This window comes from Streptomyces zaomyceticus (genome assembly GCF_014656215.1).
Taxonomy (GTDB): domain Bacteria; phylum Actinomycetota; class Actinomycetes; order Streptomycetales; family Streptomycetaceae; genus Streptomyces; species Streptomyces zaomyceticus.
Genome location: NZ_BNBZ01000003.1, coordinates 252,797 through 273,238, shown reverse-complemented (window position 1 = coordinate 273,238; position 20,442 = coordinate 252,797). Strand labels below are relative to the sequence as shown.

The 20,442-nt window shown below is 74.1% G+C and carries 22 protein-coding genes; 14 read left to right on the top strand and 8 right to left on the bottom strand.

Translation table 11 applies throughout. From position 1 onward, the window contains the following. The first annotated feature begins 15 nt into the window (after positions 1–15). The 4 genes from IE311_RS06330 (at position 16) to IE311_RS06315 (ending at position 2,525) form a co-directional block, all read left to right on the top strand. Entirely contained in the window at positions 16–627 is a 612-nt protein-coding gene (locus tag IE311_RS06330; protein ID WP_229901753.1) for a PadR family transcriptional regulator, read from the top strand. A gap of 52 nt (positions 628–679) precedes the next feature. Continuing rightward, complete coding sequence (locus IE311_RS06325; protein WP_189830566.1) at positions 680–1,060, top strand: VOC family protein; 381 nt, start codon at positions 680–682, stop codon at positions 1,058–1,060. A 97-nt stretch (positions 1,061–1,157) separates the two neighbouring features. After that, positions 1,158–1,673 carry a pyridoxamine 5'-phosphate oxidase family protein gene (locus IE311_RS06320; protein ID WP_189830565.1) on the top strand — a complete coding sequence of 172 codons (516 nt, stop codon included), beginning with the start codon at positions 1,158–1,160 and terminating at the stop codon, positions 1,671–1,673. Positions 1,674–1,754: 81 nt separating this feature from the next. Further along, on the top strand, positions 1,755–2,525 hold the full coding sequence (locus tag IE311_RS06315; protein WP_189830564.1) for a hypothetical protein: 771 nt from the start codon (positions 1,755–1,757) through the stop codon (positions 2,523–2,525). A gap of 19 nt (positions 2,526–2,544) precedes the next feature. Here IE311_RS06315 and IE311_RS06310 read toward each other — a convergent pair whose 3' ends face one another. After that, positions 2,545–3,549 (bottom strand): acyl-CoA dehydrogenase family protein, encoded by a 1,005-nt coding sequence (locus IE311_RS06310; RefSeq protein WP_189830563.1) that lies wholly within the window; start codon positions 3,547–3,549, stop codon positions 2,545–2,547. Next, on the bottom strand, positions 3,549–4,694 hold the full coding sequence (locus IE311_RS06305; protein ID WP_189830562.1) for an acyl-CoA dehydrogenase family protein: 1,146 nt from the start codon (positions 4,692–4,694) through the stop codon (positions 3,549–3,551). The genes IE311_RS06310 and IE311_RS06305 overlap by 1 nt, the downstream gene beginning before the upstream one ends. 57 nt (positions 4,695–4,751) lie before the next feature. On the opposite strand from IE311_RS06305, the gene IE311_RS06300 reads away from it, so the two are divergent. From IE311_RS06300 to IE311_RS06280, 5 genes are all read left to right on the top strand, one after another. Further along, a complete protein-coding gene (locus IE311_RS06300; protein ID WP_189830561.1) occupies positions 4,752–5,888 on the top strand; it encodes an acyl-CoA dehydrogenase family protein in 1,137 nt (378 codons plus the stop codon). Next, positions 5,885–6,679: an SDR family oxidoreductase gene (locus IE311_RS06295; RefSeq protein ID WP_189830560.1), complete on the top strand. Its 795-nt coding sequence runs from the start codon at positions 5,885–5,887 to the stop codon at positions 6,677–6,679. Before IE311_RS06300 ends, IE311_RS06295 begins: the two co-directional genes overlap by 4 nt. A 140-nt stretch (positions 6,680–6,819) precedes the next feature. Continuing rightward, positions 6,820–7,449: a TetR/AcrR family transcriptional regulator gene (locus IE311_RS06290; protein WP_308439796.1), complete on the top strand. Its 630-nt coding sequence runs from the start codon at positions 6,820–6,822 to the stop codon at positions 7,447–7,449. 30 nt (positions 7,450–7,479) lie between these two features. After that, a complete protein-coding gene (locus IE311_RS06285; RefSeq protein ID WP_189830559.1) occupies positions 7,480–8,637 on the top strand; it encodes an acetyl-CoA C-acetyltransferase in 1,158 nt (385 codons plus the stop codon). Positions 8,638–9,146: 509 nt separating this feature from the next. Then, on the top strand, positions 9,147–10,871 hold the full coding sequence (locus IE311_RS06280; RefSeq protein ID WP_189830558.1) for a DEAD/DEAH box helicase: 1,725 nt from the start codon (positions 9,147–9,149) through the stop codon (positions 10,869–10,871). Here the strand turns inward: IE311_RS06280 and IE311_RS06275 are convergent. From IE311_RS06275 to IE311_RS06255, 5 genes are read right to left on the bottom strand one after another with little or no spacing between them, the layout of a single operon-like run. Next, positions 10,796–11,698: a tyrosine-protein phosphatase gene (locus tag IE311_RS06275; protein WP_189830557.1), complete on the bottom strand. Its 903-nt coding sequence runs from the start codon at positions 11,696–11,698 to the stop codon at positions 10,796–10,798. The genes IE311_RS06280 and IE311_RS06275 overlap by 76 nt on opposite strands. A gap of 47 nt (positions 11,699–11,745) precedes the next feature. Next, positions 11,746–12,798: an NAD(P)H-dependent flavin oxidoreductase gene (locus IE311_RS06270; protein WP_189830556.1), complete on the bottom strand. Its 1,053-nt coding sequence runs from the start codon at positions 12,796–12,798 to the stop codon at positions 11,746–11,748. Then, the gene (locus IE311_RS06265) at positions 12,795–13,544 is read right to left on the bottom strand and encodes a CoA-transferase subunit beta (RefSeq protein WP_373313758.1); all 750 of its coding nucleotides are present in this window, start codon (positions 13,542–13,544) and stop codon (positions 12,795–12,797) included. Before IE311_RS06265 ends, IE311_RS06270 begins: the two co-directional genes overlap by 4 nt. Continuing rightward, positions 13,541–14,395, bottom strand: a complete 855-nt coding sequence (locus IE311_RS06260) for a CoA transferase subunit A (RefSeq protein ID WP_189830555.1) — start codon at positions 14,393–14,395, stop codon at positions 13,541–13,543. The genes IE311_RS06265 and IE311_RS06260 overlap by 4 nt, the downstream gene beginning before the upstream one ends. Next, positions 14,392–15,141 carry an enoyl-CoA hydratase family protein gene (locus IE311_RS06255; RefSeq protein WP_189830554.1) on the bottom strand — a complete coding sequence of 250 codons (750 nt, stop codon included), beginning with the start codon at positions 15,139–15,141 and terminating at the stop codon, positions 14,392–14,394. The genes IE311_RS06260 and IE311_RS06255 overlap by 4 nt, the downstream gene beginning before the upstream one ends. 66 nt (positions 15,142–15,207) lie before the next feature. Between IE311_RS06255 and IE311_RS06250 the strand changes: the two genes are divergently transcribed. The 3 genes from IE311_RS06250 to IE311_RS06240 all read left to right on the top strand — a co-directional run bounded on the left by IE311_RS06250 (position 15,208) and on the right by IE311_RS06240 (position 17,555). After that, entirely contained in the window at positions 15,208–16,068 is an 861-nt protein-coding gene (locus tag IE311_RS06250) for an SDR family oxidoreductase (protein WP_189830553.1), read from the top strand. A gap of 1 nt (position 16,069) precedes the next feature. Then, a complete protein-coding gene (locus IE311_RS06245) occupies positions 16,070–16,945 on the top strand; it encodes an SDR family oxidoreductase (protein ID WP_189830552.1) in 876 nt (291 codons plus the stop codon). A 184-nt stretch (positions 16,946–17,129) separates the two neighbouring features. Then, on the top strand, positions 17,130–17,555 hold the full coding sequence (locus tag IE311_RS06240) for a guanyl-specific ribonuclease (RefSeq protein ID WP_189830551.1): 426 nt from the start codon (positions 17,130–17,132) through the stop codon (positions 17,553–17,555). Positions 17,556–17,685: 130 nt separating this feature from the next. Here IE311_RS06240 and IE311_RS06235 read toward each other — a convergent pair whose 3' ends face one another. Then, the gene (locus tag IE311_RS06235; RefSeq protein WP_229901752.1) at positions 17,686–19,155 is read right to left on the bottom strand and encodes an ankyrin repeat domain-containing protein; all 1,470 of its coding nucleotides are present in this window, start codon (positions 19,153–19,155) and stop codon (positions 17,686–17,688) included. A 172-nt stretch (positions 19,156–19,327) separates the two neighbouring features. Between IE311_RS06235 and IE311_RS06230 the strand changes: the two genes are divergently transcribed. Further along, the gene (locus IE311_RS06230; RefSeq protein WP_189830549.1) at positions 19,328–19,789 is read left to right on the top strand and encodes a GNAT family N-acetyltransferase; all 462 of its coding nucleotides are present in this window, start codon (positions 19,328–19,330) and stop codon (positions 19,787–19,789) included. An 81-nt stretch (positions 19,790–19,870) separates the two neighbouring features. Then, positions 19,871–20,437, top strand: coding sequence for a DUF4291 domain-containing protein (locus IE311_RS06225; protein WP_189830548.1), 567 nt, complete (start codon positions 19,871–19,873; stop codon positions 20,435–20,437). Positions 20,438–20,442: the final 5 nt, after the last annotated feature.

Sequence of the window (20,442 nt, the reverse complement as noted above, 5' to 3'; positions counted from 1 at the left end):
CGTAGACTGCGGTCCGTGGCGGACGAGAAGACGGACGCGGGGCGCGAGTCGCCCGAACTGCCGGAGTCGCCGGGGCTTCCGGCGACGAGCTGGGCCGTGCTCGGGCTGCTCTCCTTCGGGCGCGAGCTGTCCGGTTACGACGTCAAGAAATGGGCGGACCGGTCGCTGGGCCTCTTCTACTGGAGCCCGTCGTTCAGCCAGATCTACAGCGAACTCAAGCGTCTGGAGAAAGCCGGCTTCGCCGCGTCGCGCCTGGTCGCCCCGGAGGCCGGCTCGCGCGACAAGCGCGTCTACCTGATCACCGGGGCGGGCCTCGCCGCCGTCCGGACCTGGGCCCGCACCGCCCCCCTCGATCCCCCGGTCCTCAAGCACGGGCCGATGCTGCGGCTCTGGCTCGGCCATCTCCTCGAACCCGACCGGATGCGGGAGATCCTGACGGCGCACCGGGCGTACGCCGAGAGCATGCGGCTGCGCGCCGAGGCGGACGCGGCGGACGCCGCCGCGAACGAGGCCTGGGCCTACCCCCGGCTCACCCTCACCTGGGCCGAGCGGTACTACGCCGCCGAGCGCGACCTCGCCGACGCCATGCTCGCGGACATCGAGGGGCCAACGGGCGAACGCCCCTGAGCGGCCGGGAAATCGCTTGGCCGGGGCCGGGCGCGGCGGAGATCATGAACGTATGACCTCTCTCGTGCGACATGTGACGATCGACTGCACCGACGCCTACGCCCTGGCCACCTTCTGGGCGAACGTCCTGGACTCCAAGGTCTCCGACGACGACCGGCCCGGCGACGACGAGGTGCTCGTCGAGACGGCGGGCGCCGGGCTGCTCTTCATCCAGGTCCCGGAGACGAAGACGGTGAAGAACCGTGTCCACCTCGACCTCCAGCCGCAGGACCGGACCCGCGACGAGGAGATCGCGCGGCTGCTCGGCCTCGGCGCCGCCCTCCTCGACGACCGCCGGAACCCGGACGGCACCGGCTGGGCGACCCTCGGCGACCCGGAGGGCAACGAGTTCTGCGTCGAGCGCAGCGAGGCGGAGCGCACCGCCGCCTCCTGACGTCCACCGGTCCCGAGACGTCGGGTCCCGGCGTCGGGACCCGACGGACGGAGTAATCCGGACAGTGGATGTCTGCTTTCCGGTGTTTCCTGGACTCATGGGAGACACCGGAACCGGAACCACCTGGTCGGCCTTCGAGGCCGCCGAACCCGAACTCGCCGCGACCGTGCGCGAGCGCTTCGGGCAGTACACCCACCACGCCCTCGCCACGGTCCGAGGGGACGGCTCGCCCCGACTCAGCGGCATCGAGGCCGACTTCCGCTTCGGAGAACTCTGGCTGGGCATGATGCCGAACTCCCGCAAGGCCCTCGACCTGCGCCGCGACCCCCGCTTCGCCCTGCTCGCCAACCCGGGCTCCGGCACCGACATGGGCGGCGGGGACGTCCGCGTCTCCGGGCGGGCGGTCGAGGTCACCGACCCCGCGACCGTGGACCGGTACGCCGCCGAGGCGGGCGCGCCCCGGCCCTTCCACCTCTTCCGGGTGGAGCCGACCGAGGTCGTACGGACCTGGGTCGACGACGACGAGCTCGTCGTCCGCACCTGGTCCGCCGGGCGCCCGGTCCGCACCTTCCGGCGCGGCAACGGCGACAGCCCGCCCCGCCGGGTGGCATGAGCCCGTGACGCGGCGGACCCCGCCGGGTAGCGTGGGGATCTTCGGACGGCGGAAGCCCTCCGGAGTCCCGAAAGCGGTGCCATGACCCCGCATTCCGACGACACTCCCGCGCGAGCCCGGCTCCGGCTCGACGCCGCGCTCGCCGACCTGACCGACACCTTCCGCGGCATGACCGCTGCCGCGGACGAGGTCCAGTGCGACTGCCACTGGGGCAGCGAGGAAGAGCTGGCGCGGTTGAAGTCCCCGGACACGGAGCTGGACCCCGGCCTCCTGCGCCGCACCTGGACGGCTCCCGACTGGCGCGACAAGGGCGCCGTGCTGCGCCGCATCCTGCCCCAGTTCTCCGGGAGCCTCGTCCGTGGCCGGGTGGAGCAGCTGTCCGGCATGGAAGAGGTCGGGCGGGTGTTCGCCTGGGCCGATTGGCGCCAGTGGCCCGCGGACCAGAGCGCGGCGGTGGAGGAGTTCCTGCACGCCTGGTGGGCGTACAGCCTCGTCGAGACGGATCCCGCCGTGCCCGTGCACCAGCTGCTGGTGCTGTGCACCGAGGCCTCCGGCACGCTCGACCCCTGGCTCGCCGTGTGGGAGACGCTGGATCATCCGGCGGCCCACGGGCACCTGGCCGAGGCGGCCGGCCAGTGGGACCACGACCTGCTCGCCGACGAACTCCCCTGGCGCACCTGGCACGACGAGGACCGGCTGCGCACCGGTCTCGCGGACTGGCTGGTCGGCCACGCCCTTCCCCGGCTGCGGTCCCGGGGCGCTCCCGAGGAACTGCTCCACCGGATACGGCTGATCGGCCTCGGTGGTCCGGCCCGCTGGGAGGACCCGCACTGGCCGAACCACCGCTCCTGAGCCGCGCCCCCGCCCCAGGTCAGGAGCACGCGCCGAGGACGGCCGCCCGGCAGGCGGCCGGGTCCCCCCAGGCGTCCCGCAGCGGGCGGGCCTTGCGGAGCCACAGGGAGAGGTCCAGCTCCTCCGTGTAGCCGACCGCTCCGTGGATCTGGAGGGCGGTGCGGGCCGCCGCGTACCCCGCCTCGCCCGCCGCGACCTTGGCGGCCGCCACGTCCCCTTCGGCCGAGGTCACCGCCGCCCCGAAGACCAGCGGCCCGGCGAACTCCAGGGCGAGCAGCGTGTCGGCCAGGCGGTGCTTGACCGCCTGGAACGCGCCGATCGGGGTGCCGAACTGGGTGCGCTGCCGGGCGTACGCGACCGTCCGGTCGAGCAGCGCGCGGCCCACGCCGAGGGACTGCGCCGCCGTCGCCAGCGTCGCCAGGCGCCGGGCGTGGCCTGCCGCGACGGCCACGGCGGTTCCCTCGGCGAGCAGTTCCCCGCCGGGCGCCGGGCGGGCCAGGCGCCGCGCGGGATCGGCGGACACCTCGACCGGTCCGTGGCCGTGTGCCCGCCACAACTCCTCGCCCCGTACGACGAGCACCGCGTCCGCCCGGTCGGCGTCGAGGGCGTAGGGGACGGGGTGCCGTTCGGACTCCGGCCCGGCGATCGCCAGCGTCGCCGTCCACTCTCCCGACGCCAGGCCCGGAAGCAGCCGCTTCGCCGGGCCGGGCTCGCCCAGCCGCGCCAGTTCGCCGAGGAGCACCGCCGTCGCCACCGTCTCGACCACCGGGCCCGGCACCGCGTGACGGCCCAACTCGACGAACGCGTGAGCGAGTTCCACCGGGAGCGGGCCCACCCCGTCGTACGCCTCCGGTACCGCGAGCGCCCACACGCCCGCCTCCGCGAGCCGCCCCCACAGGGCCCGCCCCGGGCCGGGGTCGCCGCCCGCCCAGGCCCGTACGGCCGCCGGGGTGTCCGAGGCGCAGAGCATCGCGTCCAGGGAACGGGCGAAGGCCCGCTGCTCGTCGGTCGGCAGGAAGCTCATCAGCGGCGCCCCTTCGGGAGGCCGAGCAGCCGCTCGGCGATGATGTCGCGCTGGATCTCGTTGGTGCCCGCGTAGAGGGGGCCCGCGAGGGCGAAGACATAACCCTCGGCCCAGGCGCCGTCCGCGAGCTCGCCCTCCGCGCCGAGGAGGTCGAGTGCCGTCTCGTGCAGGGCCAGGTCGTACTCCGACCAGAAGACCTTGTTGAGGCTGGACTCGGCCCCCGACGGCGCCCCCGTGGCCAGCCGGGCCGCCGCGCCCGCCGTGAACAGCCGGTACGCCCGCGCCCCGATCACCGCGTCCGCCACCCGGTCCCGCAGGGCCGAGTCGGCCGGGTCGCCCTCCGCGCGCCACAGCCGTACGAGCCGGTCGGCGGCGGCGAGGAAGCGGCCGGGGGAGCGGAGCATCAGCCCGCGCTCGTTGCCGGTGGTGGACATCGCGATCCGCCAGCCCTGGCCCGGCTCCCCGATCACGTCCTCGTCGGGGACGAAGACCTCGTCGAGGAAGAGCTCGGCGAAGGCCGGCTTCCCGTCGAGCCGGCCGATGGGCCGGACCGTCACGCCCGGCGCCCGCAGGTCGAACATCAGATAGGTGAGCCCCCGGTGGGGCCGGTCCGCCGCCGGGTCGCTGCGGAAGACGCCGAAGGCCCGGTCGGCGAAGGCGGCCCGGGAGGACCAGGTCTTCTGTCCGGACAGCAGCCAGCCCCCGTCCGTACGGACCGCGCGGGAGGTGAGGGACGCCAGGTCGGAGCCGGCCTCGGGCTCGGACCAGGCCTGGGCCCAGATCGTCTCCCCGGTCGCCATCGACGGCAGCACCCGGGCCCGCTGTTCCTCCGTGCCGTGGTCGAAGAGGGTGGGGGCGAGGAGCTGGACGCCGTTCTGCGAGACCCTTCCGGGTGCCCCCGCCGCCCAGTACTCCTCCTCGAAGACCAGCCACCGGGCGAGGTCGACGCCACGGCCCCCGTACTCCTCGGGCCAGGAGACCACCGACCAGCGGGCGGCGGCCAGTTCGGCCTCCCAGGCGCGGTGGGCGGCGAAGCCCTCGGCCGTCTCCAGGGAGACCAGCGGCACGACGGGGACATGGTCCCGGAGCCACTCCCGGGCCTCCGCCCGGAAGGCCTCCTCGGTCCGTGTGTACGAGAGATCCATCGGTCACCCCGCCCTCACCCGTTCCCTAACAAGTGTTTGGTAGGTTAACGTACGGCCATGAGCAGCGTCGAGGAGTTCCGGGCGGAGATACGGGGCTGGCTGAAGACCCACCTCAGCGGCTCCTTCGCCGCCCTCAAAGGACGCGGCGGACCCGGCCGCGAACACGAGGCGTTCGCCGAACGCCTCGCCTGGGAACGGCACATGGCCGCCCACGGCTGGACGTGCGTCGGCTGGCCGAAGGAGTACGGCGGACGCGGCGCGACCATCGAGGAACAGATCGCCTTCCACGAGGAGTACGCCCTCGCCGACGCCCCCGCCCGCGTCAACCACATCGGCGAACAGCTCCTCGGGCCCACCCTGATCGACCACGGCACCGAGGAACAGAAGGCCCGCTTCCTGCCCCCCGTCCGCGCCGTCGAGGAACTCTGGTGCCAGGGCTACAGCGAACCCGGCGCCGGCTCCGACCTCGCCGCCGTCCGCACCCGCGCCGTGCGCGAGGACGACGCCTGGGTGGTGACCGGCCAGAAGATCTGGACCTCCCTCGCCCACGAAGCCCAGTGGTGCTTCGTCCTGGCCCGGACCGACCCCGGCTCCCGGCGCCACGCCGGACTCTCCTACCTCCTCGTCCCCCTCGACCGGCCGGGCGTCGAGATCCGGCCCATCGTCCAGCTCACCGGCACCAGCGAGTTCAACGAGGTCTTCTTCGACGGCGCCCGCACCGACGCCGCGAACGTCGTCGGCGCGCCCGGCGACGGCTGGCGGATCGCCATGGCCACCCTCGGCTACGAACGCGGGGTCTCCACCCTCGGCCAACAGGTCGGCTTCCGCCGCGAACTCGACGCCCTCGTCGCCCTCGCCCGGCGCAACGGCGCCGCCGCCGACCCCGACATCCGCGACCGCCTCACCCGCGCCTGGGCCGGACTGGAAGCCCTGCGCGCGGGCGCCCTGCGCGGCACCGACCCCTCCGCCGCCAAGCTGTACTGGTCCCACTGGCACCGCGACCTCGGCGAACTCGCCCTGGAGGTGTGCGGCCCCGCCGCCACCCTCGCCGCCGCGGCCCCGTACGAACTCGACGACTGGCAGCGGCTGTTCCTCTTCTCCCGCGCCGACACCGTCTACGCCGGGTCCAGCGAGATCCAGCGGAACATCATCGCCGAGCGGGTGCTCGGCCTCCCGAAGGAGCCGCGACCGTGACACCGCCGCCGCCCCCGCCCCCCTACGTGCCCGGCCACGGACTCCTCCGCGGACGGACCGCGGTGATCACCGCCGCCGCCGGAGCCGGCATCGGCGGTGCCACCGCCCGCCGCTTCCTGGAGGAGGGTGCCCGCGTCCTCGTCAGCGACGCCCACACCCGGCGCCTCAAGGAGACCGAGACCGCGCTCGCCGCCGAGTTCGGCGCCGGCTCCGTCGCCGCCCAGCCCTGCGACGTCACCGACGAGAGCCAGGTCCAGGCCCTGTACGACACCGCCGAACGGCTCCACGGCCGCCTGGACATCCTCGTCAACAACGCCGGCCTCGGCGGCACCGCCGACCTCGCCGACATGACCGACGAACAGTGGAACCGGGTCCTCGACGTCACCCTCGGCGGCACCTTCCGCTGCACCCGCGCCGCCCTGAACCGCTTCCGCGCGTCCGGCACCGGCGGCGTCGTCGTCAACAACGCCTCCGTCGTCGGCTGGCGCGCCCAGGCCGGACAGGCCCACTACGCCGCCGCCAAGGCCGGGGTCATGGCCCTCACCCGCTGCGCGGCCGTCGAGGCCGCCGCCTACGGCGTCCGGGTCAACGCGGTCTCCCCGTCCCTCGCCATGCACCCCCACCTGGCCAAGGTCACCACCACCGAACTCCTCGACGAACTCACCGCGCGCGAGGCCTTCGGGCGGTACGCCGAGCCCTGGGAGATCGCCAACGTCATCGTCTTCCTCGCCGGCGACTACTCCTCCTACATGACCGGCGAGACGGTCTCCGTCAGCAGCCAGCACGCGTAGGGGGTGTCGTGTGGATCGGGCCGCGCTCGCGGGCTCCGGCCCGCACGCCCGCCGCGTCGCCGTCAGTCGCCGACTGCCCCAGGAGCCCGCTCCCTCATCCGGCCCGACCCACACGACACCCCCTGGACCAGAATGGACGTGTGCCGAACACTCCCCAGAGCTCAAGCAAGAAGAAGACCCCGGTGAGCGGCGGGCCCGAGCGGCGCCGTGAACTCCTCGACACGGCGGCCGAGGTGTTCGCCGCCCAGGGGTACAACGCCACCACCGTCCGCAAGATCGCGGACGCCGCCGGAATGCTCGCCGGCAGCCTCTACTACCACTTCGACTCCAAGGAGTCGATGCTCGACGAGATCCTCTCCACCTTCCTCGGCGAGCTGTGGGAGGGGTACGACGCCGTCCTCGACGCCGGACTCGGGCCCCGCGAGACCATCGAGGCCCTCGTCACCGAGTCCTTCCGCGAGATCGACCGGCACCGCGCCGCCGTCGCCATCTACCAGAAGGAGTCCCGGCACCTCACCGACCAGCCCCGCTTCCACTACCTCACCGACTCGCAGCTCAAGTTCGAGAAGGCCTGGCTCGGCACCCTGGAGCGCGGGGTCGAGGCCGGGATCTTCCGCGCCGACCTCGACGTCCGCCTCACCTACCGGTTCGTCCGCGACACCGTCTGGGTCGCCGCGTCCTGGTACCGGCCGGGTGGCCTGCACAGCCCCGAGGAGATCGCCCGCCAGTACCTGTCGATGGTCCTGGACGGAATCGCCGTACGTCCCTAGACACCCAGGAAGACACCAGAAGGAGCCCCCATGCCCGAGGCCTACATCGTCGAAGCGGTCCGCACGCCCGTGGGGCGCCGGAAGGGCGGACTCTCGTCCGTCCACCCGGCGGACCTCGGCGCCCATGTGCTCAAGGCCCTCGTCGCCCGCTCCGGGATCGACCCGGCCGCCGTCGACGACGTCGTCCTCGGCTGCCTGGACACCGTCGGGCCGCAGGCCGGCGACATCGCCCGTACGGCATGGCTGGCCGCGGGCCTCCCCGAAGAGGTCCCCGGGGTGACCGTCGACCGCCAGTGCGGCTCCTCCCAGCAGGCCGTGCACTTCGCCGCCCAGGCGGTCATGTCCGGCACCCAGGACCTGGTCGTCGCCGGCGGCGTGCAGAACATGTCGATGATCCCCATCGCCTTCGCCTCCCGGCAGGCCGCCGAACCACTCGGCCTCACCGGCGGGCCCTTCCACGGCAGCGAGGGCTGGCGCGCCCGCTACGGCGACGCGCCGGTCAACCAGTTCCACGGCGCCGAGCTGATCGCGGAGAAGTGGCGGATCACCCGCGCCGACCAGGAGGAATTCGCCCTCCGCTCGCACCGGCGGGCGCTGCGGGCGATCGACGGGGGCCGCTTCGGACGGGAGACCGTGGCGTACGGGGAGGTCCGCGTCGACGAGGGGCCGCGCCGCGACACCAGCGCGGAGAAGATGGCCGGACTCGCACCGGTCGTCGAGGGCGGCACCATCACCGCCGCCTGCTCCTCCCAGGTCTCCGACGGGGCGGCCGTCCTGCTCCTCGCGAGCGAGCGGGCCGTACGGGAGCACGGGCTCACCCCCCGGGCCCGGGTGCACCACCTCTCCGCCCGCGGCGAGGACCCGATCCGGATGCTCTCCGCACCGATACCGGCGACCGCCCACGCGCTCAAGAAGACCGGTCTGACCATCGACGACATCGACCTCGTCGAGATCAACGAGGCCTTCGCACCCGTCGTCCTCGCCTGGCTCAAGGAGACCGGCGCCGACCCCGCGAAGGTCAACGTCAACGGCGGCGCGATCGCACTGGGTCACCCCCTCGGCGCGACCGGCGCGAAACTCATGACCACCCTCCTCCATGAGCTGGAACGCACCGGCGGCCGCTACGGCCTCCAGACGATGTGCGAGGGCGGTGGTCAGGCGAACGTGACGATCATCGAGCGGCTGTGAGGCGTGCGGGGCGGGGTGGCGTGGGGCGGTCGTGACGGTCACCGGCGGGGTGCCGGGACCGTCCTGCCGGAGGCAGGCGCAGCCGCCCGAAGCCGGGGAGGCCCCTCGGGGCCGAGCGGTGCGAGGGTGGCCGGTGGGGGAGGGGGCGATGTGCGAGGGCGGCGGTCAGGCGAACGTGACGATCATCGAGCGGCTGTGAGGCGGGCGTGGGCGGCGTGGCGTCCGGCGGCCGTGACGGTCACCGGCGGGGTGTGGGCGGCGCCGTCGGGCTGTGAGGTCGCCCACGTCGCGAGCCGCTGGGCTGGCCTGATCCGTCCGGGCATCCGTCGGGCGGGGCGGGAAGGTCCCGAGGCGCACTATTGTTCCGGTAGAGACATCCGGGGCTCGTATCACGCGTTCCGGGAAAACAGCCGGGGCCCGTATCGCGTGTTCCGGGTAGAGCAGCCGGGGCCCGCACCGTGCAGGTGCGGGCCCCCGCTGTGCCGCGAGCACCGGCCAGAAAGGCACGCATGACCCGCTCCGAGCGCCCCCACAAGCGCAGCCCCCGCACCTCCCAGGCGAAGTCCACGTCGCAGCCGAAGAACTCCCGCGGCGGCCGCCGTCCCACCGCGCCCCCGCCGCCGAGCGAGTTCACGCCGCCGGAGACGGTCACTCCCGCGCTGCCCGCGGTGGCCTCCTTCGCCGACCTCGACATGCCCGAGGGGCTGCTGCGGACCCTGGGTGAGCAGGGCGTCACGGAGCCGTTCCCGATCCAGGCCGCGACCCTCCCGAACTCGCTGGCCGGCCGTGACGTGCTCGGCCGCGGGCGTACCGGCTCCGGCAAGACCCTGGCCTTCGGACTCGCGATCCTCGCCCGCTCCGCCGGCCGCCGCGCCGAGCCGGGCGCGCCGCTCGCGCTGGTCCTGGTGCCCACGCGCGAGCTCGCCCAGCAGGTGACCGACGCGCTCACCCCGTACGCCGCCGCGCTGCGGCTGCGGATCACCACGGTCGTCGGCGGCATGTCGATCAGCCGGCAGTCCTCCGCGCTGCGGCGCGGCGCCGAGATCCTCATCGCCACGCCGGGCCGTCTCCACGACCTCATCGACCGGGGCGACTGCCGCCTCGACCAGGTCGCCGTCACCGTCCTCGACGAGGCCGACCAGATGGCCGACATGGGCTTCCTGCCGCAGGTCACGAAGCTGCTGAAGCAGGTCGAGCCGGGCGGGCAGCGACTGCTGTTCTCGGCGACCCTCGACCGGAACATCGACCGGCTGGTCAAGATGTTCCTCGACGACCCGGTCGTGCACTCGGTCGACCCGTCGGCCGGCGCGGTCACCACGATGGAGCACCACGTCCTGTACGTGGCCGACGAGACCGACAAGAAGGCCGTCACGCTGCGGATCGCGGCCCGCGACGGCCGGACGATCCTCTTCCTGGACACCAAGCGGTCGGTGGACCGGCTGGTCAAGCGGCTCCTCGCCAACGGCGTACGGGCCTCCGGGCTGCACGGCGGCCGTTCGCAGCCGCAGCGCAACCGGACCCTGGACCAGTTCAAGAGCGGTCAGGTCACCACGCTCGTCGCCACGAACGTGGCCGCGCGCGGCATCCATGTCGACGACCTCGACATGGTCGTCAACGTCGACCCGCCGATGGACCACAAGGACTACCTGCACCGCGGCGGCCGTACCGCCCGTGCCGGTGAGTCCGGCAGCGTCTTCACCCTGGTCCTGCCCGAGCAGAAGCGCGACATGGGCCGTCTGATGTCGAACGCGGGCATCAGCCCCCGTACGGCGCAGATCAAGTCCAGCGACGAGGAGCTGGCCGAGCTGACCGGCGCGAAGGAGCCCTCGGGCGTCCCGGTCGTCGTCGAGACCCCGCAGCCGACCCAGCCGCGCAAGCCGGCCGGCGCCGGCGGTGGCCGTTCCTCCGGCCGACGCCGTCGTCCGGCCGCGGCCGGCGGCGCCACCGGTGCCGGAGCGGGCTCCGGCCGTTCCGGCGCCACCGGTACGGCCTCGGGCCGCACGGCGGGCTCCTCGGGCCGTACGGCGGGCTCCGCCGGCCGCACCGCCGGTGCCGCCGGTGGCTCGGGCCGCGCGTCCGGCGGTGGCCGGGGCGCCGGCTCCGGCACGGGCGGCGGAGGCGGTGCCCCCGGGGGCGCCGGTGCCGGTCGCACCGGGCGTCAGGCCGCGGGCACCAGCCGTGCGCGCAGTGCCGGCAGCTCGCGGAGCTCCAGGCCGAGGCCGACCGACACGTAGCGGAACACGCTCCCGTACGAGGAGCGCAGCTGCTCCAGGGCGGTGTCGAGGTACTCCGCCCGCACCTCCTGGAGCGGAATGATCAGGGCCGGGTTCTGCATGAGCCCGGCCTGTTTCAATCCCTCGCGCACCCGTGCGTCGTACGCGGCGCGGAAGGTGTTGGAGGCCAGGTAGTCGGCGCGGGCGAGGGTGTCGGGCACGCCGAGCAGGGTGAGCAGGAGCCAGCCGACCCAGCCGGTGCGGTCCTTGCCCGAGGTGCAGTGCAGCAGCAGCGGCCCCCGGCGGGGGTCGGCGAGGTCCCGCAGGGTCGCCGCGAAGGCGGCCCGGTTCGCGGGGTCGGTGACGAAGGTGCGGTACACCTCGCGCATGAACGCGGCGGCCCGCCCGCCGCCGAGCAGCTCCTCCTGCCGCACCGGGTCGCGCGAGCCGATCGCGGTGAGCAGCTGCCCGAACAGGCCGTTGTCGGTGACGGGCCGGGGGACCGGGAGGGCGCCGGCCGGCAGCCGGTCGGCGCCGTCGTACCCGACCTCCAGGGGGATCCGCAGGTCGACCACGGAGCGGAGGCCGAGCCCGGCGAGGGTGGTCAGGTCGGCGTCGGTGAGCTTGGCGAGGTGGTCGCCCCGGTAGGCGAGGCCGTACCGGACCCGGCTCCCGTCGTACGTGGGGTATCCGCCGAGGTCACGGACGTTGACGGCGCCCTGGAGCGGGATCTGCCGGATCGCGGGCGTCCGCGCGGTCCGGGGGCGGGCGGTCGCCTCCGTGGGCAGGGCGGTGAGCAGGGCGGTGGTGCCGGTGGCGGTGAGCAGAGCGCGTCGGGACAGGTGCACGGCCGGACTCCTTTGCGGCTCGGGGGTGTCGAGGGTCTCGGGCGGGGTCACGGCTCCGGGTGCGGGAGCGCCCGGAGCACCTGGGCGGCCTCGGACATGATCCGGGCGACGAGTTCCTCGCAGCCGGGGAGGTCCTCGATCACTCCGGCGATCTGACCGGAGGCCATGACGCCCAGGTCGGTGCGGCCCTCGACCATCGAGGCCCGCAGGAGCATCGGGGTGTTCGCGGCGAGCAGGATCTGGCTCCAGGACAGGTCCTTGCCGTGGCGCATGGCCAGGCCGTCGCGGACCATCGCCGCCCAGGAGAGCCCGGAGAGCTTCCGGAAGCCGGCCGCCCGTCGTACCGCCTGCGTCAACCCCCTTACCCGGCCCGCCCGTTCGAGCGAGGAGACGAACTCGGTACGGAGCATCCGGTGCGGCAGCCCGTCGACGGCCGTCGTCACCGTGATGTCCTTGACCGTGGCCGCCAGATAGCGGGCCTTCACCGCGTCCGGCACGGTCGAGTCGGAGGTCAGCAGGAACCGGGTGCCCATGGCGATGCCCGCCGCCCCGTGGGCGAGGGCGGCGACCAGGCCCCGTCCGTCACGGAAGCCGCCGGCCGCGATCACCGGGATGTCGACGGCGTCCACCACCTGCGGCAGCAGCACGGTCGTCGCGACCTCGCCGGTGTGGCCGCCGCCCTCCCCGCCCTGGACGAGCACCGCGTCCGCGCCCCATCCGGCGACCTTCTCGGCGTGCCGCCGGGCGCCGACGGAGGGGATCACCACCACCCCGGCGTCCTTGAGCTCGGCGATCAGGTCGCGGGAGGGGGCGAGGGCGAAGGAGGCGACCCGTACGCCCTCGTCGACGATGATCCGGACGCGCTCGCGGGCGTCCCCCGCGTCGGCGCGCAGGTTCACCCCGAAGGGCCGGTCGGTGCGGGACCTCACCTCGCGGACGGCGGCGCGCAGTTCGGCCGGGGTCATCGTGGCGGAGGCGAGGATCCCGAGGGCGCCCGCGTTCGCGGTGGCGGTCACGAGCCGGGGACCGGCGACCCAGCCCATGCCGGTCTGCACGATCGGGTGACGGACCCCGGTCAGCTCGGTGAGCGGGGTCCTCATCGGGGCGCGACCTCGCGGTCCCGCAGCCCGCGCGGGTCGACGACCTCGCGGATCAGCCGCAGCTCCTCGGCGGTCGGCTCGCGGGTGTACGGCACGTCGCCGTCGGTCACCAGGTCGAAGCCGGTGGCCGCGCGGACCTCGTCGACGGTGACGCCCGGGTGGACGGAGGCGAGCCGCATCGCGTGGCCGGGCGACTCGAAGTCGAGGACGGCCAGGTCGGTGACGACCCGGGGGAGGCGGTGGTACGGCCCGACGGCATGGTCGTAGCCGACCCCGCTGATCATGTCGACCCGCTCGACGAAGACCCGGGGCGAGTGCTTGGGGATCCAGTAACTGACCGGGTTGTTGAGCGTGTTGACCGGTGCCCCGCGGACGCCGAGGAGCTGACGGGTGGGCCGTTCCCAGTCGCCGATGCAGGAGATGTTCTGGTTGCCGTACCGGTCGATCTGGCTGGCGCCCATCATCACGTGCCGCTTTCCGCCGGTGACCATCGTGAGATGCCTGCGGTACGGCAGCCAGCCCTCGGGCTCCCCGTCGAGGCCGACGAGCAGGGCCTCGCCGTCGGTGAGGAGGAGATCGGGGGAGAAGGTGCGTCTGGCCAGGCGGGCGCCGAACGAGGGGATCAGGCCCATGGGGCTGGCGAGCACCTCGCCGTTGTCGCGCCAGGCCTCGGCGCAGGCGATCACGCAGTACTCCGCCCGGCTGGTCACCGCTGCCGTCGCCTCCGTCGTCGCTTCCCTCGTCACTTCCGCTCCTCGCGCTCGTCGTGCCAGGCCCGTACGGCGTTCTGGTAGTCGTCCTCGCTCTTGCCCGACAGGAAGCGCTCGGCGAACTCGGACCAGGGGGTGGTGGCGTAGAGCTTCTGGAAGGGCTCGTCACGGTCGTGGTCGGGCGCGCAGGACGTGAAGTGGGCCCCGTTCGGGGTCTCGACGACGCCGGTGACGCTGTGGCGGCCGACGAGGAGGGTCTGGGGCACGGTGTCCGGCCCGAAGCGGTCGACGAGCCGCTCGCAGGAGAGGTACGCGGTGTCGGCCGCCTCGCAGAACAGGTCGTCGAAGTACGGGTCGGGGCCGAGGTACTGGCCGTTGCCGCGCCGGTCGGCGCGGTTGAGGTGGACGAGGGCGGCGTCCATGCGCAGAGCGGGCACGGCGACGAACTCCTCGCCGTCCTCGTACGGGGAGGTGACGGTCCGCAGGCCCGGATTGACCCGCATCACGTCGGAGCCGAGGCCGGCCCGGACCGGCAGGAAGGGCAGCCGGTTGGCGGCGGCGTGCAGGCCCCACATGAACATCGCCTCGTCGAGCTCGGTGAGCTCGAAGGCGCCGCGCTCGCGGGCGGCCCGGAAATGGGGTTCGAGGGGGATGGAGTCCAGGGTGGTGAAGGGGGCGACGAGCCGACGGATCCGGCCGGCGGCGGCGAGCAGGCCGACGTCCGGGCCGCCGTAGGAGATCACCGTGAGATCACTGATCTCGGACCGGAGCAGGGCTCTGACCAGGGCCATCGGCTTGCGTCGCGAGCCCCAGCCGCCGATCCCGATCGTCATGCCGGAGCGGAGCCGGCCGACGACCTCCTCGGGTGTCATCGTCTTGTCGGTCACGGGGAGTTCTCCTTCCCGAAGGTGTCGCGGACCCGGTCGGCGACACCGCTCAGATTGGCCTCGAAGGTGAAGCCCTGTTCGAAGCGGTAGCTGCGCCGGACGTCCACGGGGTCGATGCCGTTGAGGGCGGCCTTGGCGAGGCGCAGGAGGGTGCCGTCCTTGGCGGCGATCTCCCCGGCCAGGCCGAGGGCCGCGTCGAGCAGCTCGGGACGGGGGACGACCTTCCACACCGAGCCGTGGGCGTGCAGTTCGGCGGCGGTCGCGGTCCGCGAGGTGTAGTAGAGGGTCCGCATCAGATGCTGGGGCACGAGCCGGGCGAGATGGGTGGCGGCGCCGAGCGCGCCCCGGTCCAGCTCGGGGAGCCCGAAGACGGCGTCCTCGGCGGCGACGATCGCGTCGGCGTTGCCGACGAGGCCGATGCCGCCGCCCAGGCAGTGCCCGGCGACCGCCGCGACGACCGGGACCTCGCACTCGTACACCGCCGCGAAGGCCTCGGCGCAGCCGCTGTTGGCGCCGATCAATGAGGTGTGCCCGGGGTCCCGCTGCAGTTCCTTGATGTCGACGCCCGCGTTGAAGCCGCGGCCCTCGGCGGTGAGGACGACACAGCGGACCTCGGGGTCGCGGCCCGCCGCGCGGACGGCGTCGGCGAGCGCGTACCAGCCCTTGACGGGCAGGGCGTTGACGGGTGGGAAGTCGACGGTGACCAGAGCCACGCCCGCGGTGGGGCGAGAGGTGCAGACACCCATGAGCGGATCAGCTACCTTTCCACCAAACGTTTGTTAGGTATCTCTTGAGGGGGAAGGTAGCAGCCCATGGAGCTGGACGGGAGGGTCGTGCTCGTCACCGGCGGAACCCGCGGTGTCGGCGCGGGCATCGCACGCGCCTTTCTGCGGGCCGGCGCCCGGGTCGCCGTCTGCGCCCGCAGACCGCCGGACGCACCGGTCGGGGCGGCGGGCCGCACCGCCGAGTTCCACCCCGTCGACCTGCGGGAACCCGCGGCCGTACGAGAGTTCTTCCACGACTTCGCCGAGCGGTACGGACGGCTCGACACCCTCGTCAACAACGCGGGCGGCACGCCGTACCGGCTCCTGGACGACGAGGAGGGCGGCATCGAACGCCACGCGCGCGTGCTCGCCCTGAACCTCACCGCCCCGCTCACCGTCAGCCTCGCCGCCCACCCGCTGCTCCGCGCCGCGCGCGGCGCGATCGTCATGATCGGCAGCGTCAGCGGCACCCGGCCCTCACCGGGCACGGCCGCCTACGGGGCGGCCAAGGCGGGCCTGGAGAACCTCGCCCGCTCGATGGCCGTCGAATGGGCCCCCGAGGTGCGGGTCAACACCCTCGTCCTCGGCATGGTGGAGACCGAACTGTCCCACCTCCACTACGGCGACGAGGCCGGGATCGCCGCCGTCGGCCGGACCGTACCGCTGGGCCGGCTCGCCGCACCGGACGAGATCGGGGAGGCGGCCGTCTTCCTCGCCTCCGACCGGGCGGCCTACGTCTCGGGAGCCTCGCTCCTCGTGCACGGCGGAGGGGAGCGCCCCGCCTTCCTCGACGCCGCGACCGCCAACGCCACGGCCGCCAACGTTCCGAGCATCAATGTCCCGACCGCCGACACCGCGACCGTCGACACCGTGAACGTCACCGTCACCACCGCCGACAAGGAGAGCTGACATGGGAATCTGCGAGGGTCGCGTCGTGATCGTGACGGGAGCGGGCCGCGGACTCGGCCGGGCGCACGCGCTCGCCTTCGCCGCCGAGGGCGCCCGGGTGGTCGTCAACGACCTCGGGGTCGGTCTCGACGGCCGCCCCGGGCCCGACAGCCCGGCGGTCGCGGTCGTCGAGGAGATCAGAGCCGCGGGCGGCGAGGCCCTCGCCCACGGCGGTGACATCGCGAGCACCGAGGGCGCGGCCTCCCTGGTCGCGACCGCCCTCGACGCCTACGGCCGGCTCGACACGCTCGTCAGCAACGCGGGCTTCCTGCGCGACCGGATGCTCGTGAACCTCGACGAGAAGGACTGGGACGCGGTCATGCGGGTCCACGCCAAGGGTCACTTCCTGCCGCTGCGGTACGCCGCGGCGCACTGGCGGGCCGAGACGAAGGCCGGGCGCGCCCCGGTGGCGCGCGTCGTCCACACCACCTCGGGCGCCGGGCTCCTCGGCAGCGTCGGCCAGGGCAACTACGCGGCGGCCAAGGCCGCGATCGTCGGCCTCACCCTCGTCGCCGCGGCGGAACTCGCCCGGTACGGGGTCCAGGTCAACGCGATCGCCCCGGCGGCCAGGACCCGGATGACCGAGCGGGTCTTCGAGGGGCTCGACGCACTGCCCGAGGACGTGTCCCCGCTGGTGGTGTGGCTGGGCTCGGCCGACTCGGACGGCGTGACCGGCAGGGTCTTCGAGTCCGAGGGCGGCCGGCTCACCGTCATGGAGGGCTGGCGGCCGGGCCCGACGGCGGAGAAGGGTACGCGCCGGAGCCCGGCGGAGGCGGGGGAGACGGCCCGGCGCCTCCTCGCGGAGGCGGAGCCGCCGCATCCGGTGTACGGGGCCTGAGCGGGGCGCGTCCGGGCGGGCGGCCGCGGCGGCCGGCCCGGACGCGCGGCGCGGCCGCCGGGTCCGGAAGGGCCCCGGAGTCATGCTCACAGGATCCCCACGTTCGCGAGCACGAGGTCAACATCCGGAGAATTGAAGGGAATCGGCCTTCCGGGCCGGTTCTACGCGCGTCATCATCGCCGTCATGCGAATCCCCCCTCGATTCACCCTCGCCGGCGGTGTCGCCACCGCCCTCCTGTCCTCCCTCCTGCTCGGCGCCCCCGCCACCGCCGCCGGGGCCCCCGCGCCCGCCGCCGTCACGACCCCGTTCGCCTCGGTCGCGGCCGTCGGGGAGATCTGCTCCTCCGACCTCCCCGGCCAGGCGCACACGACCCTGAGCCTGATCGACGCGGGCGGCCCGTTCCCGTACAGCCAGGACGGCTCCGTCTTCCAGAACCGGGAGCGGATCCTGCCGGCCCGCACGGTCGGCTACTACCACGAGTACACGGTCGAGACCCCGGGGTCCTCCACCCGCGGCGCCCGCCGCATCGTGACCGGCGACTCGGCGCGGGAGGACTACTACACCGCCGACCACTACGCGTCCTTCGACCTGATCGACCACAACTGCTGAGACCGGCCCCACCCGACCCGCCCTCGGGGCCGACCCGCCCTCGGGGCCGACCGGCCCTACCCGGTCGGCCCTACCCGGTCGGCCCTACCCGGTCGGCCCCACTCGGTCGGCCCCGGACCCGACCGGTCCCTCAGGCGCTGCGCGGGAACGTCCACTCCAGCCGGGTCCTGACCCGGGGGTCCCGCACGTACTCCAGGGCCGCGAGCGCCGTCTCCCGCGCCGCGCTCTCCGCCTCCCCGTCCGCGAGGACCGAGGCCAGGGCGTCGACCGCACGCGGATCCTGACGGATCGCGAGCCCGCGCGCCGCCTCCGCCGCCGTCTCCGGATCGCTGTCGCCGAGCCGCTCGGCGAGCCCCTCCCGTACGAGAGGGGTGTCGTCGGGCAGTTCGGCGAGCGCGAGCGTCGCCCAGTCCCGTACCCGCGCGTCGCCGTCCCGGCTCAGCGCGAGCAGCACCCCGAGCGCCTCCGTGTGCCCGGCCGGCACGATCCCGGCCAGCGCGCCCGCGACCGCCCGCCGTACCGCCGCGTCCGGATGCCCGGCCGCGGCCAGCAGTTCGGGCACGGCGGCCGGCTCCGCGCACTCCCCGAGCGCCCACACCACCGAGAGGACCGGCTCCCGCGCCGACAGCGTCACCTCCGCCGCCAGCCGCCGCAGCACCGGGACCGCGCTCGGCGCGAAACCGGGCAGGGAGCCGAGCACCCGCGCGCCGAGCGCCCGGCGCAGCGGATCGCGGTACGCGCACCAGGCGGCCGCCGCCACGAAGGTCTCCTCGTCGGCCCGGCCGGCCAGCTCGGTCACCGCCGTCGTCCAGTCGTCGAGCTCCGGGTCGCCGCAGCGCAGCGCCCGCGCCGCCAGCTCCTCGTGCGAGGTGCGGAGCCCGAGCGCCGCTTCCAGGAGGGTGGCGATGGCGGCGTGCCCGGTCCCCCGGTCGTCGCCGCGCCCGGGGGCGCCGTTCTCGCGCAGCAGTTCCACGACGACCGTCACCCCGCCGTCCTCCTTGACCCGGCGGATCACGGCCTCGTACGTCTGCCCGCCCTCGTTCCCCGCGACGAGCCCGCGCCGCAGCTCGGCCGCCATGTCGACGCCGATCCAGCGCCGCGCCTCCCGCAGCCCCGCCTCCCGCGCCGCCGCCCCGTGGTCCAGGAGCGCCCGGACGCAGCCGGTGGAGCCGCGCCGGGCGGCGGCCACGAGCGGCAGGATCCCGTCGGGTCCGCGCCGGTCGGGGTCGGCGCCGTACTCCAGCAGCACCCTGGCCGTGTCGGCGTGCCCGAGCCGCAGGGCCCAGGAGAGGGCCGTGAAGCCGTACGCCTCCTCCTGGTCGGCCCCGGCGCCCGCCGCGAGCAGCGCCCGCACCACTTCGGTGTGCCCGCCGACGGCCGCGCCGCACAGCGGCAGATCGTCGCCGTCCTCGCCGCTGCCGCGGCCCGGGTCGGCCCCGGCGGCCAGCAGCACCCGTACGATTCCGGCCTCGTCGCCGACGGCCGCCCGGTACAGAGCGGTCTCCTCGTCCTCCCGCTCCTCGGGGTCGGCCCCGTTCCGCAGGGCCTGTACGGCCCCGTCCTCGTCCCCGTCGCGGATGGCGTCGAACAGCGTGCTCATGCGCCGACCCTGACCCGCCGTCCGGTCCTGGCGCAAATCGGATTCCCTCGGCCGCCTCCGGCGCCGTGCCCGCCCCGCCTCCGGCGCCGTGCCCGCCCCGCCTCGCGGCGCCGTGCCCGCCCCGTCTCCCGGCGCCGTGGCCCCTCGTACGCCCGTGCCAGAATCGAGCCGTATGACGCACCATCACGACGACCCCGCAATCGAAGTCGGCCACGGCGACGCCGCCCTCGCGAAGCTCCTGGAGGAGGGGCTCGACGCGATCAACTTCGCGGCGACGCACACCACCCCCGAGGACCAGGGCGAACTGTCGGTGAGGGCCGTCGACGCGAACGGCGGGCTGATCGGCGGGCTCACCGGCTGGACCTGGAGCGGTCTCTTCGGCATCGACATGCTCTGGGTCCGTGAGGACAGCCGGAAGGACGGCTGGGGGAGCCGGCTCCTGCGCGCCGCCGAGGACGAGGCCAGGCGGCGCGGATGCGACCGGGTCAACGTCTCGTCCTTCACCTTCCAGGCCCCGGACTTCTACCGGCGGCACGGCTATGTGGAGACCGGGCGGGTTCTCGGCATCCCGGGCGACGCCGAGGACATCCACTTCCACAAGAGCCTGGTCCAGGACGTTCCGGACACCCCCTAGGCGTGTTTCGAACCGGCCTCCGGTGGCGGCGGGGCGAAATCGGCTCGCCCCGCCGACGCACCGACTGGCAGGGTGCGGCGCATGACGCCCCCGTACCAGATCCGTGCCGACCACGACGCCCGCACCATCGTGGTCTACCAGGCGTACTCGTCCGCCATCGCCGACGCGGCACTGCGGGCGGGCCGTTTCGTCGCACCGTTCTCGTTCCACCGGATGACGTGGATCAAGCCGTCCTTCATGTGGCTGATGCACCGCAGCAACTGGGCCCGCAAGCCCGGCCAGGAACGTGTCCTCGCGGTGCGGATGACCCGGGAGGGCTGGGAGGAGGCCCTGTCGCAGGCCGTGCTGACGACCGCCGACCCGGCGGCCGTGGCCCGGGCGGCCGTACATGTCCAGTGGGACCCGGAGCGCTCGCCGCGCGGAGCGGCACTGAACCACTACAGCATCCAGGTCGGCATCGGCCGCCATCTGATCCGCACGTTCGCCGACGACTGGGTCGTCGGCCTCACCGACCTCACCCCCCAGGTCCGTAAGGCCTCGACGCTGATACGGACCGGGCGCGCCGCCAAGGCACAGCGGCTGATTCCCGTGGAGCGCGTCTACCCGATGGACCGGACGCTTGAAAGCGTCGTCTCCCCCGGTGGATGAAAGGG

What these genes read in the sequence shown, in the direction of transcription:
- IE311_RS06310 (WP_189830563.1), bottom strand. Translation starts at nt 3,549, where the DNA reads ATGAGCTTCCTGCCGACCGACGAGCAGCGGGCCTTCGCCCGTTCCCTG.
- IE311_RS06300 (WP_189830561.1), top strand. Translation starts at nt 4,752, where the DNA reads ATGAGCAGCGTCGAGGAGTTCCGGGCGGAGATACGGGGCTGGCTGAAG.
- IE311_RS06240 (WP_189830551.1), top strand. Translation starts at nt 17,130, where the DNA reads ATGCGAATCCCCCCTCGATTCACCCTCGCCGGCGGTGTCGCCACCGCC.
- IE311_RS06305 (WP_189830562.1), bottom strand. Translation starts at nt 4,694, where the DNA reads ATGGATCTCTCGTACACACGGACCGAGGAGGCCTTCCGGGCGGAGGCC.
- IE311_RS06245 (WP_189830552.1), top strand. Translation starts at nt 16,070, where the DNA reads ATGGGAATCTGCGAGGGTCGCGTCGTGATCGTGACGGGAGCGGGCCGC.
- IE311_RS06255 (WP_189830554.1), bottom strand. Translation starts at nt 15,141, where the DNA reads ATGGGTGTCTGCACCTCTCGCCCCACCGCGGGCGTGGCTCTGGTCACC.
- IE311_RS06320 (WP_189830565.1), top strand. Translation starts at nt 1,158, where the DNA reads ATGGGAGACACCGGAACCGGAACCACCTGGTCGGCCTTCGAGGCCGCC.
- IE311_RS06285 (WP_189830559.1), top strand. Translation starts at nt 7,480, where the DNA reads ATGCCCGAGGCCTACATCGTCGAAGCGGTCCGCACGCCCGTGGGGCGC.
- IE311_RS06235 (WP_229901752.1), bottom strand. Translation starts at nt 19,155, where the DNA reads ATGAGCACGCTGTTCGACGCCATCCGCGACGGGGACGAGGACGGGGCC.
- IE311_RS06280 (WP_189830558.1), top strand. Translation starts at nt 9,147, where the DNA reads ATGACCCGCTCCGAGCGCCCCCACAAGCGCAGCCCCCGCACCTCCCAG.
- IE311_RS06250 (WP_189830553.1), top strand. Translation starts at nt 15,208, where the DNA reads ATGGAGCTGGACGGGAGGGTCGTGCTCGTCACCGGCGGAACCCGCGGT.
- IE311_RS06270 (WP_189830556.1), bottom strand. Translation starts at nt 12,798, where the DNA reads ATGAGGACCCCGCTCACCGAGCTGACCGGGGTCCGTCACCCGATCGTG.
- IE311_RS06225 (WP_189830548.1), top strand. Translation starts at nt 19,871, where the DNA reads ATGACGCCCCCGTACCAGATCCGTGCCGACCACGACGCCCGCACCATC.
- IE311_RS06325 (WP_189830566.1), top strand. Translation starts at nt 680, where the DNA reads ATGACCTCTCTCGTGCGACATGTGACGATCGACTGCACCGACGCCTAC.
- IE311_RS06315 (WP_189830564.1), top strand. Translation starts at nt 1,755, where the DNA reads ATGACCCCGCATTCCGACGACACTCCCGCGCGAGCCCGGCTCCGGCTC.
- IE311_RS06230 (WP_189830549.1), top strand. Translation starts at nt 19,328, where the DNA reads ATGACGCACCATCACGACGACCCCGCAATCGAAGTCGGCCACGGCGAC.